The organism is Streptomyces sp. NPDC056628 (assembly GCF_042792555.1).
GTDB lineage: Bacteria > Actinomycetota > Actinomycetes > Streptomycetales > Streptomycetaceae > Streptomyces.
Window position 1 is genome coordinate 1 of sequence record NZ_JBHTWG010000068.1, and the last position, 13,861, is coordinate 13,861.

The 13,861-nt window shown below is 72.1% G+C and carries 13 protein-coding genes; 4 read left to right on the plus strand and 9 right to left on the minus strand.

The features are described from left to right. Positions 1-122 precede the first annotated feature (122 nt). The 3 genes from ACFRAC_RS35950 to ACFRAC_RS35960 are packed head-to-tail and all read right to left on the minus strand — an operon-like array spanning position 123 to position 2,606. On the minus strand, positions 123-935 hold the full coding sequence (locus tag ACFRAC_RS35950) for a DUF4253 domain-containing protein (protein ID WP_382939297.1): 813 nt from the start codon (positions 933-935) through the stop codon (positions 123-125). A gap of 31 nt (positions 936-966) precedes the next feature. Then, positions 967-1,836: a helix-turn-helix domain-containing protein gene (locus ACFRAC_RS35955; protein ID WP_382939301.1), complete on the minus strand. Its 870-nt coding sequence runs from the start codon at positions 1,834-1,836 to the stop codon at positions 967-969. Continuing rightward, positions 1,833-2,606, minus strand: a complete 774-nt coding sequence (locus tag ACFRAC_RS35960) for a peptidoglycan-binding protein (protein WP_382939305.1) — start codon at positions 2,604-2,606, stop codon at positions 1,833-1,835. Before ACFRAC_RS35960 ends, ACFRAC_RS35955 begins: the two co-directional genes overlap by 4 nt. Positions 2,607-2,927: 321 nt before the next feature. Here ACFRAC_RS35960 and ACFRAC_RS35965 point away from each other — a divergent pair, with 321 nt between their 5' ends. After that, positions 2,928-3,368, plus strand: coding sequence for a peptidoglycan-binding protein (locus ACFRAC_RS35965; RefSeq protein WP_382939309.1), 441 nt, complete (start codon positions 2,928-2,930; stop codon positions 3,366-3,368). Between the two features lie 81 nt (positions 3,369-3,449). Here the strand turns inward: ACFRAC_RS35965 and argS are convergent, their stop codons facing one another. Next, positions 3,450-5,207, minus strand: coding sequence for an arginine--tRNA ligase (argS, locus tag ACFRAC_RS35970; protein ID WP_382939312.1), 1,758 nt, complete (start codon positions 5,205-5,207; stop codon positions 3,450-3,452). A gap of 146 nt (positions 5,208-5,353) precedes the next feature. Between argS and lysS the strand changes: the two genes are divergently transcribed. Beyond that, on the plus strand, positions 5,354-7,093 hold the full coding sequence (lysS, locus tag ACFRAC_RS35975; RefSeq protein WP_382939335.1) for a lysine--tRNA ligase: 1,740 nt from the start codon (positions 5,354-5,356) through the stop codon (positions 7,091-7,093). 67 nt (positions 7,094-7,160) lie between these two features. Here the strand turns inward: lysS and ACFRAC_RS35980 are convergent, their stop codons facing one another. The 3 genes from ACFRAC_RS35980 to ACFRAC_RS35990 form a co-directional block, all read right to left on the minus strand. Continuing rightward, positions 7,161-8,480 carry a DUF2637 domain-containing protein gene (locus ACFRAC_RS35980; RefSeq protein ID WP_382939314.1) on the minus strand — a complete coding sequence of 440 codons (1,320 nt, stop codon included), beginning with the start codon at positions 8,478-8,480 and terminating at the stop codon, positions 7,161-7,163. A gap of 167 nt (positions 8,481-8,647) precedes the next feature. Further along, positions 8,648-9,538: a DUF3558 family protein gene (locus ACFRAC_RS35985; protein WP_382939316.1), complete on the minus strand. Its 891-nt coding sequence runs from the start codon at positions 9,536-9,538 to the stop codon at positions 8,648-8,650. Between the two features lie 137 nt (positions 9,539-9,675). Continuing rightward, positions 9,676-10,509, minus strand: a complete 834-nt coding sequence (locus ACFRAC_RS35990) for a DUF3558 domain-containing protein (protein WP_382939319.1) — start codon at positions 10,507-10,509, stop codon at positions 9,676-9,678. A 216-nt stretch (positions 10,510-10,725) separates the two neighbouring features. Here ACFRAC_RS35990 and ACFRAC_RS35995 point away from each other — a divergent pair, with 216 nt between their 5' ends. Beyond that, a complete protein-coding gene (locus ACFRAC_RS35995; protein ID WP_382939322.1) occupies positions 10,726-11,919 on the plus strand; it encodes an RtcB family protein in 1,194 nt (397 codons plus the stop codon). A 72-nt stretch (positions 11,920-11,991) separates the two neighbouring features. Here ACFRAC_RS35995 and ACFRAC_RS36000 read toward each other — a convergent pair whose 3' ends face one another. Together ACFRAC_RS36000 and ACFRAC_RS36005 are read right to left on the minus strand one after the other, a co-directional pair. Then, positions 11,992-12,771, minus strand: a complete 780-nt coding sequence (locus tag ACFRAC_RS36000; protein ID WP_382939325.1) for an SDR family NAD(P)-dependent oxidoreductase — start codon at positions 12,769-12,771, stop codon at positions 11,992-11,994. Between the two features lie 91 nt (positions 12,772-12,862). Further along, positions 12,863-13,198: a YnfA family protein gene (locus ACFRAC_RS36005; RefSeq protein ID WP_382939330.1), complete on the minus strand. Its 336-nt coding sequence runs from the start codon at positions 13,196-13,198 to the stop codon at positions 12,863-12,865. Positions 13,199-13,308: 110 nt separating this feature from the next. Between ACFRAC_RS36005 and ACFRAC_RS36010 the strand changes: the two genes are divergently transcribed. Beyond that, entirely contained in the window at positions 13,309-13,770 is a 462-nt protein-coding gene (locus tag ACFRAC_RS36010; RefSeq protein ID WP_382939332.1) for a hypothetical protein, read from the plus strand. Positions 13,771-13,861 lie beyond the last annotated feature (91 nt).

Consider the following 13,861-nt stretch of genomic DNA (forward strand, 5'->3'; position numbering starts at 1 on the left):
GCGTACGCCCAGTACGCGGACGACCCTCCGCCTTGCGATGCACCGCACCAGACGCCGCGGACCCCGCCCTTCGGGCGGACGACGCTACTTTCGAAGCACGCCCTAGGACCGGCGCGCGAGGGTCAGTCCCACCAGAAGTGCCAGGCCGGCTGACCGAGCACGCGGGTCTCGGCGTAGGCGCGCACGCCGGTGTCGCCGCTCTGCAGGATGGTGTCCGGGCAGAACGCGAAGTGCTCGGCGGCGACGGCCTCCGCCTCGGCCGGGGTGACCGGCGGCGCCGCGACGGAGACGAGCAGGTGGTCGAAGCCCAGCGCCACCACCCGTATGCCGAAGCGGTCCTCCCAGGAGCGGAGCACCGCGCACAGGCGCGCGGTGTCGCCCTCGTGGTTCACCGGGCCCGACCAGCCGATCGCCGCCGGGATGTCCGCGCTGCGGCGGGCCGGGACGAGGGCCAGCCGGGGCTCCTCCAGCAGGCCGCCGCCGTCCACCAGCTCGTCCACGAGGGTCATCGCCACCGCGTCCGGGTCCTGCGGCGAGTCCGGGCCGGGGTCGGTGGCGGTGGCCTCGGTCAGGCCGGGCCACTCCTGGCCGGTCTCCCCGGCGGCGTACTCCTCCCACAGGTCGGCCAGCACCTCGTCTGCGTCGTGGTCCCCCGGGTACGACATCGCGTCGGGCGCCAGCTCCCAGTGCTCCGGGCCGCCCTGTCCGCCGCCCGCGCCGACGACGACCGGCAGCAGTCCGGCGGAGCGCCGGGCCGGGGCCAGCTCCGCCCAGTCGCCGGGCGCGGCCGGCGCGTCCGCGAGCCACAGCAGCGGTTCGTGCCAGGGGCCCTGCTGGGTGGCGTCGACGAGCCGCCCGGGCGGGAGTCGGAGACCGAGAGCGGCCCCGGTGGGGTCGCTGATGAGCTTCGGCAGCGGGTTGGGAAGAGTCGCCATGCCGGTGACTGTAGGGGGAGGCACTGACAACTCACCGCGCGATGCGGCTGTCGAAGCACTCCTCGCCGCCGCCGGCGGCCGGGTCGAAGCAGGCGCGGACGACGCTGCCCGGCGCGGCCGCGGTCATGGGCGTGTAGACGTACGAGTCCGCGTCGACGCCGTCCTCGATGCGCACGCCGCGCACCCGGCCGCCCGCCGCCCCGGCGCGCGGGACCGCCGACATCTCCAGCCGGTCGCCGATCCGCGTCCCCCACATCCGGGCCCAACTCGTCCCGCACTCATGGCTGTAGCGCAGCTCCAGCCAGGCACCGGTCGCCGTCCGGTGCGCGGCGAGGGTCTGCGGCGCGGCCGCGCACTTCATGTGCATCGGGCTCTTGCCCTCGCAGACCGCGCCCCGGCAGCGCGGTCCCGTCGCGGACGGGGGCGGCGACAGCGCCCCCGGCCCGCCGTCGCGGACCGGCAGGAGCAGGACCACCGCGGCGAGGGCGCCGACGATCACGGCGGACACCGAGGCCAGCACCGCGGCGAGCGTCGCCCGGCGGTGCGCGGAGTATTGCCGCGCCGGGTGCCGTTCCCCGGTGGGCGCGGTCTCCGGCGAAGCGGCGGGGGGTGCCGGCCGGGTCACGGGTCCCGCACGCTCCGCCGCCCGGCCGCTGCCCTCCGACTCGGCGATCTCCCACAGTGCCAGGCAGCGCCCCTCCGGTTCCCCGGCGAGACGGCACAGCTCCCGCACCGCGTCGCGCGGCGGGAGCGTCCGGCCGTTGAGGTAGCGGTCCCAGGAGGACTTGCTGAACGTGGTCCTGGCGGCGAGACCGGCCAGGCTCAGCCCGGTGCGGTCCTTCACCTCCCGCAGTACGTCCGCGAGCCGGGCCCGTCCCGGCGAGGGCGACGGCGCCGTCATCCCCGCAGCGCCTTCCAGGTGTGCGGCCCGACGATGCCGTCCGCCACGAGACCGTCCCGCCGCTGCAGGTCCCGCACCGCGCGCTGCGTCACCGGCCCGAAGATCCCGTCGACGGCGCCCGGCGCGAGACCGGCCCGGCGCAGCAGGCACTGGGCCTCGGCGACGTCCGGCCCCGCCTGGCCCTGGGCCAGGATCGCGCCCCGGGTGCGGCTGAGGCCCGCGTACCAGCGGCCGTCGACGCGTTCGAGGCGGCAGGCGTAGAGCGGTGCCGTGGGCGAGGCCGGCGCCGACGACGGCACATCGGTCGCCACGAGGGTCGCGGGCGGTCCGGCCCGCTCGCCGCCGCTGAGCCGGACGACGAGCAGCGCGGCGGTGGAGAGCGCCAGCACCAGCGCCACGGCCCCCGCCACCAGGGCGACCCGCAGTGAACGGCCCGGCGGGCGCGGGACGTCGGCGGCGTCCGGAACCACCAGCGGTTCCGGGTCGGGCGGTTCGGCGCGTCCGGTGCGCCACGCCTGCGCCGCCACCTCGTGCAGCGCGAGCAGCCGCGTCGGATCCTCCCCCACGGCCCGGGCCAGCGCTTCGACGGCGTCCCCGGGCGGCAGCGACCGGCCTCCCAGATACCGCTCCCAGGACTTCTGGCTGTACCCGGTCCGCGCCGCGAGCTGCCGCAGACTCAGCCCGCTGTGGTCCTTCATGCGACGCGTACGCACCACGAACTGCCGTACACGCGGATCCAGTTCCGCGGGCAGCGCTGCCCAACGCGACATGTTCCCCCCATTCGCGTTCACGGTGCGGGCCCGCGGTCCGTGGTCAGTGGCCCACGCGCCCCCCGTCGCATTCTGCATCAGCAACCACGGCCCGCACCGGAAGCCGGTTCCGGCAGCGGTGGGGATTCGGCCACCGGCCGGCCGCGGGCGTCCCGCCGTGACGTCGCGGAGAGCCGCGTCCTCGCAGGTCGGGGGGTGGGACGTCCCGCGACGACGTCACTTCCGCGGTGGTCGTGGCACCCGGCTCCGGGCAGGCACCAGGCTCGTTTCGCCAGCCAGGCGGCACCGGCCGCCACCTGACCGAGATCGAGAGGGACACGTATGCGACCGAATGTCTGGACCAGGACCCTCGTCAGTGTCACCGCCGTCGTCGGCCTCGCCGCCGGCAGCCTCGCGACCGCCGGGACGAGCTTCGCGGCGCCGGACACCCAGCCGGCGGTGAGCGCCGACGCCGGCGTCCTCGCGGTGAACAACCTCGGACTGAGCACGGCCGAGGCGAAGAAGGTGCAGGGCTGGCTCAAGGAGTACTGGGGCTACACCGGGGCGATCGACGGAGAGCTCGGCACCAACAGCTGGAAGGCGTTCCAGCGGTGCCTCAAGGAGTACTGGGGCTACACGGGCGCGATCGACGGCGTCGTCGGGTCGGGCACCATCAAGGCGCTCCAGCGGCTGCTCCAGCACTGGGGCTACACCGGCGCGATCGACGGGATCGCCGGGTCCGGCACCAGGGCGGCCTTCAAGACCTTCGCCAACAGCCGGTAGCCGTCCGGCCCTTCACGGACACGGCCCGTCCTCTCCCACGACGGAGAGGACGGGCCGTGCGCCTGCGTGCGTGCGCCGGGCTCAGAGGCGCTCGGGCGTCCGGATGCCCAGCAGGGACATGCCCTTGGTCAGGGTGCGGGCCGTCAGGTCGCACAGGAACAGGCGGTTCTCCACCTGCGCGGACGTCTCGGCCTTCAGCACCGGGCACTTGTCGTAGAACGTCGTGTACAGCGACGCCAGCTGGTACAGGTACGCGGCCACCTTGTGCGGGGCGTACTCCGCGGCCGCCTCGAAGACCGTGTCCCCGAAGGCGTCCAGGTGCAGGCCCAGCGCCCGCTCCGCCGCGTGCAGCTCCAGCTCGGGGTGCGCGGCCGGCCGGACGTCACCGGCCTTGCGCAGGATCGACTGGATCCGGGCGTACGCGTACTGGAGGTAGACGGACGTGTCGCCGTTCAGCGACACCATCTGGTCCAGGTCGAACTTGTAGTCCCGGCTGGGAGACGTGGACAGGTCGGCGTACTTCACCGCGCCGATGCCCACCTGCGCGGCCCGCTCCTGGATCTCGTCCTCGGAGAGGTCCTGCGCCTTCTCCCGGACGACCTCGGCGGCCCGCTGCACCGCCTCGTCCAGCAGGTCCTCCAGCCGTACGGTCGCACCCTCACGCGTCTTGAACGGCTTGCCGTCCGCGCCGAGCACGGTGCCGTAGCCCATGTTGTGCGCGGTGACGTCGTCGCCCAGCCAGCCGGCCCGGCGGGCCGCCTCGAAGACCATCTTGAAGTGCAGCGACTGACGGACGTCCACCACGTACAGCAGCGTCGTCGCGTGCAGGTCCACCACCCTGTCGCGGATCGCGGTCAGGTCGGAGGCGGCGTAGCCGAAGCCGCCGTCGGCCTTCTGCACGATCAGCGGGACCGGCTGGTCGTCCTTGCCCCGGATGTCGTCGAAGAACACGACGAGCGCGCCCTCGGAGCGCACCGCGACACCCATCTCCTCCAGGAGGCGGGCCGTCTCGGGCATGCCGTCGTTGTACGCGGACTCGCCGACGATCTCGTCGTCGCGGATCTCCATGTCGAGCTTTTCGAAGACCGAGTAGAAGTAGACCTTCGACTCGTCCACGAACTGCTGCCACAGCTCGAGGGTCTCCTTGTCGCCCGACTGCAGGGCGACGACCCGCTTACGGGCCCGCTCCTTGAACTCCTCGTCCGTGTCGAACAGCGCCCGCGACGCCTTGTAGACCCGGTTCAGGTTCGACATGGCCTGCTCGCCGTCGACCTCGGAGGGCGGCGCCAGCTCGCCCGGGTGCTCCAGCAGGTACTGGATGAGCATGCCGAACTGGGTGCCCCAGTCGCCGATGTGGTGCCGGCCGATCGTCTTCTCGCCGGTGAAGTCGAGCATGCCCCGCAGGGCGTCGCCGATCACCGCGGAGCGCAGGTGGCCGACGTGCATCTCCTTGGCCACGTTCGGCTGGGCGTAGTCGATCACGGTGACGCCGGGCTCGGCCTTGGGCGCCACGCCGAGCCGGTCGCCGTCGGCGTACCGCGCGGCCAGGTTCTCGACGATGGCCCGGTCCGCGAGCATGATGTTGAGGAAGCCGGGGCCGGAGACCTCGACGTCCTGGATCACGTCACCGGTGGCGATGCCCGCCACGACCTGGGTGGCCAGCTCCCTCGGGTTGGACTTGGCCTTCTTGGCGAGGGCGAGGATGCCGTTCGCCTGGTAGTCCGCCCGGTCGCTGCGTCGGAGCAGCGGGTCGACGTCGGTCGCCTCCGGCAGGGTGGCCGAGAGGGCGGACGTGAGCTGCTGCTCGACAGAAGCGCTGAGGGGCGTGACCGAGGCCATGGGATGGGATGCCGTTCTCCTCGTGGGACGGATAGACCCAGCCAGTATCCCATGGGTGGTAAAGCCATTTTCTCGAGCGCGAGGCCGTCTGGGAGAATGACGTGTCGGCCGTGGACCGCGCGGCCGCCCTGTGCAGAAAGAAGGACGTGCCGATCGTGGCTCAGAGCACCGAGACCACCGACTGGGTCTCCCGTTTCGCGGATGAGGTCATCGAGGAGTCGGAGCGTCGGGCCCCGGGCAAACCGGTCGTCGTCGCGTCCGGTCTCTCCCCCTCCGGCCCCATCCACCTGGGCAACCTGCGCGAGGTCATGACCCCGCACCTGGTCGCCGACGAGATCCGGCGCCGCGGCCGCGAGGTCCGGCACCTGATCTCCTGGGACGACTACGACCGCTACCGCAAGGTCCCGGACGGCGTCCCCGGTGTGGACGGGTCGTGGTCCGAGCACATCGGCAAGCCGCTGACCTCCGTCCCGGCCCCGAAGGGCTCGCCGTACCCGAACTGGGCGGAGCACTTCAAGGCCGCGATGATCGAGTCGCTGGCCGAGCTGGGCGTGGAGTTCGACGGGATCAGCCAGACGAAGCAGTACACCTCGGGCGTCTACCGCGAGCAGATCCTGCACGCCATGAAGCACCGCGGTGACATCGACGCGATCCTCGCCCAGTACCGCACCAAGAAGGCGCCGGCGAAGAAGCAGCAGAAGCCGGTCGACGAGGCCGAGCTGGAGGCCGCCGAGGGCTCCGGCGCCGCGGCCGAGGACGACGGCAGCTCCGGCTCCGCCGGGTACTTCCCGTACAAGCCGTACTGCGGCAACTGCGAGAAGGACCTCACCACCGTCACCTCCTACGACGACGACACCACCGAGCTGTCGTACACGTGCGACGCGTGCGGCTTCGCGGAGACCGTGCGGCTCGAGGAGTTCAACCGCGGCAAGCTGGTCTGGAAGGTCGACTGGCCGATGCGCTGGGCCTACGAGGGCGTGATCTTCGAGCCGAGCGGCGTCGACCACTCCTCGCCGGGTTCGTCGTTCCAGGTCGGCGGGCAGATCGTCGGCATCTTCGGCGGCGAGCAGCCGATCGGCCCGATGTACGCCTTCGTCGGCATCAGCGGCATGGCGAAGATGTCGTCGTCCAAGGGCGGGGTGCCCACCCCGGCCGACGCGCTGAAGATCATGGAACCGCAGCTGCTGCGCTGGCTGTACGCCCGCCGCCGCCCCAACCAGTCGTTCAAGATCGCCTTCGACCAGGAGATCCAGCGGCTCTACGACGAGTGGGACAAGCTCGACGCCAAGGTCGCCGACGGCACCGCGCTGCCGGCCGATGTCGCGGCGCACTCCCGGGCCATGGGCACGGCCGCCGGTGAGCTGCCCCGCACGCCGCGCCCGCTGCCGTACCGCACGCTCGCGTCGGTCGCGGACATCACCGCCGGGCACCAGGACCAGGCGCTGCGGATCCTCTCCGAGCTCGACCCGCAGAACCCGCTGGCCGACCTGGACGAGGTCCGACCGCGCTACGACAAGGCCGAGGCCTGGATCAACACGCAGGTACCCGCCGACCAGCGGACCATCGTGCGCGACGAGCCCGACGCCGAGCTGCTGAAGTCCCTCGACGAGGCGTCCCGGGAGTCGCTGCGGCTGCTGCTCGACGGGCTCGCCGAGCACTGGTCGCTCGACGGGCTGAGCCACCTCGTGTACGGCGTGCCCAAGGTGCAGGCCGGCTTCTCCGCGGACGCCACGCCCAAGGAACTGCCGCCCGAGATCAAGACGGCCCAGCGGTCGTTCTTCGCCCTGCTCTACCACCTGCTGGTGGGCCGGGACACCGGGCCGCGGCTGCCCACCCTGCTGCTGGCGGTGGGCCAGGAGCGGGTGCGGCACCTGCTCGGCGCCTGACCGGACAAGGAAGAGGGGCCCTCGGGATCGAGGGCCCCTCTTGCATGTCCGTGTGCCGGTCGGCGGCTCAGGCGATGTGCTCGTCCGTCAGCTCCGCGTTGAGCCGGTTGGAGAAGCGGTTCATCATGCGCTTGACGTCCGCCTCGTCCAGCTTCACGCCGTACGTGGCCTCGACGTCGGCGATGAACCCGCGCGGGGTCGGCGCCCCGTTCCCGCCCTTTATCGACTCCCGGAAGACCTGGTAGTAGTCCTCCTCCGACGGCTCGGGGGCCGGCGTGCCGCCGCCCTCGCCGAGCTGCCGGGTACGGCCCGCGGTCACCGGGATCGGGAACGTGCCGGTGTCCTCCGGGGAGGGCTCCTGAAGCGGGGGCTCCTCCTCGTACTGATCGCGGTACTGGTCGGCCCGCTGCTGCTCCGCGTACCAGTCCTCCAGGTGCCCCTGGGGGTCGTACTGGGCGTCGTAGCCGCCGTGGTACTCGACCTGCCGGGGCGTGTTGAACCAGTCCTGCACGTACTCCGGCTCCGGCTCCGGCGGTCCCGCCGGGTGCGGGAACCGCTGGTCCACCGGGCCGCCCTGCCGGGGGATGGAGGCGGCCACCGCGGCACGGGAGCCCTCCGCGCCGCCCAGGGCCGCCGGACCGGCCGCCGCGGGCACCGCGTCCAGCGCCTGCTGGGGCGCCGGGGGCAGCAGCGCCGGCTCGATGCCCGCCGCCGCCAGGCCCGCCGGGGCGGTCTCGGCCAGCGGGACGCCGTACCGCGCCAGCCGCAGCGGCATCAGGGACTCCACCGGAGCCTTGCGGCGCCAGGCCCGGCCGAAGCGCGAGCGCAGCCGCGCCTGGTAGACCAGCCGCTCCTGCTCCAGCTTGATCACCTGCTCGTAGGAGCGCAGCTCCCACAGCTTCATACGGCGCCACAGCAGGAACGTCGGCACCGGCGAGAGCAGCCACCGGGTCAGGCGGACGCCCTCCATGTGCTTGTCGGCGGTGATGTCGGCTATGCGGCCGATCGCGTGCCGCGCCGCCTCGACCGACACCACGAACAGGATCGGGATGACGGCGTGCATGCCCACGCCCAGCGGATCCGGCCACGCCGCCGCGCCGTTGAAGGCGATCGTGGCGGTCGTCAGCAGCCAGGCCGTCTGGCGCAGCAGCGGGAAGGGGATGCGGATCCACGTCAGCAGCAGATCCAGGGCCAGCAGGACGCAGATGCCCGCGTCGATGCCGATCGGGAACACATAACTGAAGTTCCCGAAGCCCTTCTGGATGGCCAGTTCGCGGACGGCCGCGTACGAACCGGCGAAGCCGATACCGGCGATGATCACGGCGCCGAAGACGACCACGCCGATGAGAACGCGGTGCATCCGAGTCAGCTGCGGTGGCCCGGCCACTCGTACTCCCCTCCCCATGCGTGTTGTTGCGCGCAACAGAGTGGCACATCCGGACGGTGCCCGTGCCCCCGGACCGGCACGGGCCCGGTCCCCGAGGGGAACCGGGCTCGGTCAACATCCCCCGCTGAGCTGCGTGTTGTGACACAGCGGTGGGCGGGGTGTGACAGTCAGCTCTTCTTCGACGCTGACGGGGAAGGGGAGCGCGACGCGTCCTTGGACGGGCCGGCCGAGGGAGACTTCGACACCGGCTTCGAAGGGGCGCTGCTCGGCGTGCCCGCGTCACCGCCGGCGCCGTTGGCCTTCGCGACCGCGGCCACGGCCTCCTTGAGCGCCTTCTGCGCCAGCTTGTTCAGGGTGTCGCCGTTCGGCGCCTTCTCACCGGCCAGACCGGCGCCGTTGTAGTCGACGGTGACCACGACGTTCTCGGTGCGGGCGACGACCGTCTCCTGCTTGAAGGACCCCTCCTTCTTCTTCAGCTCGTAGCGCACCGCCGTCGCCTCGTCGCCCACTCCGGGCAGCGGCTCCGACTTGGTGTTCTTCGCGCCGGTCACCGACCGGGCGTCCTGCGCCTGGGCCCGGTAGTACTCCTGCGCCAGCTTGTCGCCCGCGCCCCGCGAGGCGTCCGACTCGAAGCGCAGCAGGGAGACGTTGAGCCACCGGAACTGCGAGCCCTTCACCCCGTTGTTGTCGAGGCTGCTCCAGGAGCAGGAGCCGCGCGTCGACGTGTCGTCGGAGGAGCCCTTCTTGCCGGACTTGGCCTTGGGCACCAGATCGTCCAGCGTCTTCCCCGACAGCACCTTGCACGCCTCGGGAAGCGCCTTGTACGCGGCGGCCTGCACGGTCGGCGACGCGCTCGCGGACGCCGGCGCCGAGGACTTCGCCCCGCCGTCGCCGCCCTCGGCCGCCTTGTCGCCGGAACCGGAGTCCGAGGAGCAGCCGGCGGCGACCAGCATCACCGGGACGGCCGCGGCGCAGACAAGGGCCCGGCGCAGACCCTTCGCCCACTGCTCACGCTGGTCACGCCGGTCAAGCTGATCTCGCATCGCTGCTCGCTGCATGGTTCCTTCACTCATGACTGCCACTCGTGGTTCCTGCGGTCGGATCGGGTCCGAGGGGCCACGGTACGCGGTGAAGAAGGTGTGTGGTCTCGTTTCGGTTACGTCGCGGGAGGGGGTGAAGGGGTGGGCGGACGGCGCTAGTCGCCCAGCGCGTCGGCCAGTTGCGCGGCCAGTTTCTGGGCCCTGTCCTGCATTTCCTCGCTGTCGGGCACGGCGCCGACGGTCATCGGCTGCTCCTCGTACTCGATCGTGACGATCACGTTGGACGTGCGGAACGCCACAGTCACCTTGCGCTGCTGGGCCGTCGAACCGGACGTGTTGAGCGCGTCGTCGAGGAACGCCTCGTCCCCGAGGTCCTCCAGGACGCGCGGCTGGAGTTCGGACGGGGTGCCCCCGGACGCGGAGGTGGAGGGAGAGGAGGACGCCGAGGACGGCGACGAGGGGGAGTGCGAGGGGGAGCCGGACGGCGACGGCGAGGAGGAGCCGGTCACCTCGGCGCTCGGCGTGACGGTGCTCACCGGCTCGGGCAGGTCCGCGGCGTCCCGCTGCTTCGCGAACAGCCGCTCCGCCTCGCTGTCGTCGCTGGTCGCGGCGTCATAGGCCACCACACGCTCGAAGTTGACGAAGAGGTGGTCGGTGGCCTGCGCCGACTCCACCTTCCAGCGGCAGCCGACCTTGCGGTCCGTGTCGAAGGTGAGGGTCGGGGTGCCTTCGTACGCCTTCTCCCGGCGCTTCTCGTCCGTCATCTCCCGTACGCCGGGCAGCAACTCGGCGAGGGTGTCCTCGGCGACCGTGCCGCAGGGCTCGGGCAGGTTGCGGTACCGGCCGGGCTCGGCCGTCACGCTCGCCGTGCCGGAGTCGCCGGGGTTGGAGTCGTCGGTGGCGCCGCCTTCGCCGGAGCCGCCGGTGCAGCCGGCCAGCAGCACCGCGAGGAGCGCGGCGACGCCGGATACGTACGCCTTCCGCTGCACGGTGAGGCTCCTCTCGACGGTGCGGTGTGGCCGGTGTGTTCGCCGGTCCCTCAGTGTCCCCGCTGGTTAATCGCTTGCCGCGCGGGGGCGCCCTCGGCAGACAATGTGTATCGCACGCACTGCTGTGAACGCCGGTCCGCTGTCCTTTTTCGCCGACCTTGGCGCCAGTTTTGCTCTTTCAGACTTGTATGTGTTTTCCAGGGGGTTGAGGGCGAGATGTCGTATGTAGAGATGCCGGGTGCGAAGGTCCCCATCCGTATGTGGACCGACCCGGCGTCGGTCGAGGAGTCCGCCCTCCAGCAGTTGCGGAACGTCGCGACGCTGCCGTGGATCAAGGGCCTCGCCGTGATGCCGGACGTGCACTACGGCAAGGGCGCCACGGTCGGGTCCGTGATCGCGATGCGCGGGGCCGTGTGTCCCGCGGCGGTCGGCGTGGACATCGGCTGCGGGATGTCGGCGGTGAAGACGTCCCTGACGGTGAACGACCTGCCGGGGGACCTGTCGCGGCTGCGGTCGAAGATCGAGCAGGCGATCCCGGTGGGCCGGGGCATGCACGACAGCCCCGTCGACCCGGCGCGGCTGCACGGCTTCGGCACGTCCGGGTGGGACTCCTTCTGGCAGCGGTTCGGCACGGTCACCGAGGCGGTGAAGTTCCGCGAGGAGCGGGCGACCAAGCAGATGGGGACGCTCGGATCGGGGAACCACTTTGTCGAAGTCTGCACCGATACGGACGGTTCCGTGTGGCTGATGCTGCACTCCGGTTCGCGGAACATCGGCAAGGAACTCGCCGAGTTCCACATCGGTGTCGCCCAGAGGCTCCCGCACAACCAGGGCCTGGTCGACCGCGACCTCGCCGTCTTCGTCGCGGACACCCCGCAGATGGCGGCGTACCGCAACGACCTGTTCTGGGCGCAGGAGTACGCCAAGTACAACCGCACGATCATGATGGCCCTGCTGAAGGACGTCGTCCGCAAGGAGTTCAAGAAGGCCAAGCCGGCCTTCGAGCCCGAGATCAGCGCCCACCACAACTACGTGGCCGAGGAGCGCTACGACGGCATGGACCTGCTCGTGACCCGCAAGGGAGCGATCCGGGCCGGCTCCGGCGAGTACGGCATCATCCCCGGCTCCATGGGGACGGGCTCGTACATCGTGAAGGGCCTGGGGAACGCGCTGTCCTTCAACTCGGCCTCGCACGGGGCCGGTCGGCGCATGAGCCGGACCGCAGCGAAGAAGCGGTTCTCGACGAAGGACCTGGAGGAGCAGACGCGGGGCGTGGAGTGCCGCAAGGACTCCGGTGTCGTGGACGAGATCCCGGGCGCCTACAAGCCCATCGAGCAGGTCATCGACCAGCAGCGGGACTTGGTGGAGGTCGTGGCGAAGCTGAAGCAGGTCGTCTGCGTCAAGGGCTGACCGGGCCCGCCGCGCCCCGGCCCTGCGTGGGCGCGTGGGTCACCGCGTAGCTGCCGGCGAACCCCGCGGGTCTCACCGGGGCTCTCTGTGCACCTTGGTGTTGGAGGCCTGGGCCCGCGGGCGGACCACCAGCAGGTCGATGTTCACGTGGCTCGGGCGGGTGACCGCCCAGGTGATCGTGTCGGCGACGTCGTCGGCGGTCAGCGGCTCGGCCACGCCCTCGTAGACCTTCGCGGCCTTCTCGGCGTCGCCGCCGAAGCGGGTCAGCGCGAACTCCTCGGTCCTGACCATGCCGGGGGCCACCTCGACGACCCGCACCGGCCTGCCGACGATCTCCAGGCGCAGGGTCTCCGCCAGGACGTGGGCGCCGTGCTTGGCCGCGACGTACCCGGCGCCGCCCTCGTACGTGGCGTGGCCGGCGGTGGAGGAGACGACCACCACGGTGCCGTCGCCGCTCGCCTCCAGCCGGGGGAGAAGCGCCTGGGTGAGGTTCAGGGTGCCGATGACGTTCGTCTCGTACATCGTGCGCCAGTCGTCCGGGTCGCCGGTGGCCACCGGGTCGGCGCCGAGGGCTCCGCCCGCGTTGTTGACGAGGACGCCGACCGTGCGGAACGCGGTCGCGAACTCGTCCACGGCCGCGCGGTCCGTGACGTCCAGAGGGTAGGCGGTGGCGGAGTGGCCGGCCGCGGTGATCTCCTCGGCCAGCGCCTCGATCCGGTCCTTGCGGCGGGCGGTGAGGACCACGCGGTAGCCGGCGGCGGCGAGCTGCCGTGCCGTGGCGGCTCCGATCCCGCTGCTCGCACCGGTGACGACGGCGATGCGGGAGGCGGCGGACGGTGCGGCGGTGGCCATGGACTGCTCCTCGGGCGTACGCGGACGGGTTGCCGGCCTCGAAAGACTGTCCGGCCAGGATAGGCGGGCGGGGACCGGCGGTGTCGCGGCCCTACTGGCCGCGCGGCGCCCACATGATCACGGCCATGCCGGTCAGGCAGACCAGGGCGCCCGTGACGTCCCAGCGGTCCGGGCGGTAGCCGTCCGCGACCATGCCCCAGGCCAGCGAGCCGGCGACGAAGATCCCGCCGTACGCGGCGAGGACGCGGCCGAAGTGCCCCTCGGGCTGGAAGGTCGCGACGAAGCCGTAGGCGCCGAGGGCCAGGACGCCCGCGCCGATCCAGAGCCAGCCCCGGTGTCCCCGTACGCCCTGCCACACCAGCCAGGCGCCGCCGATCTCGAACAGCGCGGCGAGCACGAACAGGGCGACGGAGCGAAGGATGAGCATGACCGCCAGCTTGGCATGCCGCCGCGCGGCCCCCACGTCACCTGTTGGACGGCGCCTGCCCGCCGCGGCGCGGGGGATACATCGCTTCGACCTCGGTGGAAGGAGCGGACATGACGTGGTGGACGCGCGGTGTCGCGGTGGGCGCGACGGCGGTCCTGGCGGCGGCCGGCGGGACGGCTCCGGCGCTGGGCGCGCCGCGGGGTGCCGCCGCGGAGGTCGCCTATCACGGCTCGGCCGTGCTCTCCGGCGGTCTGGTCGGTGTGCGGTTCGCCCCGCACAACCACGGCTCGGCGGTGGTGCCGGAGTCGATGGTGCGCATCCGCTGGTCGGAGCCGCTGGCGGACCGTCAGACGCTGCCGCCCACGTGCGCGCGGACGGAGGAGCGGGCCGTGGTGTGCCGGGTCGGGGCGCTGGAGGCGGACGGCGTGGGGGAGCCGGTCGTGCTGCGGGTGCGGCTGCGGCAGGCGACGCCCGAGGTGCGGCTGGAGTTCGCCACCGTGGCGGACGGCGACCGGGCGGGCTCCGGGCAGCGGGTGCTGGTGCTGGAGACGGGCGACGTGTACGCCTTCTAGTAGGGCTTGGTCAGGTTCGTATGGGTGTGGGTATGTCGCGGTGGCAGGTGGGACACGCGCCGGTCCAGGTGGCGAGGAGTGTCTGCAGTTC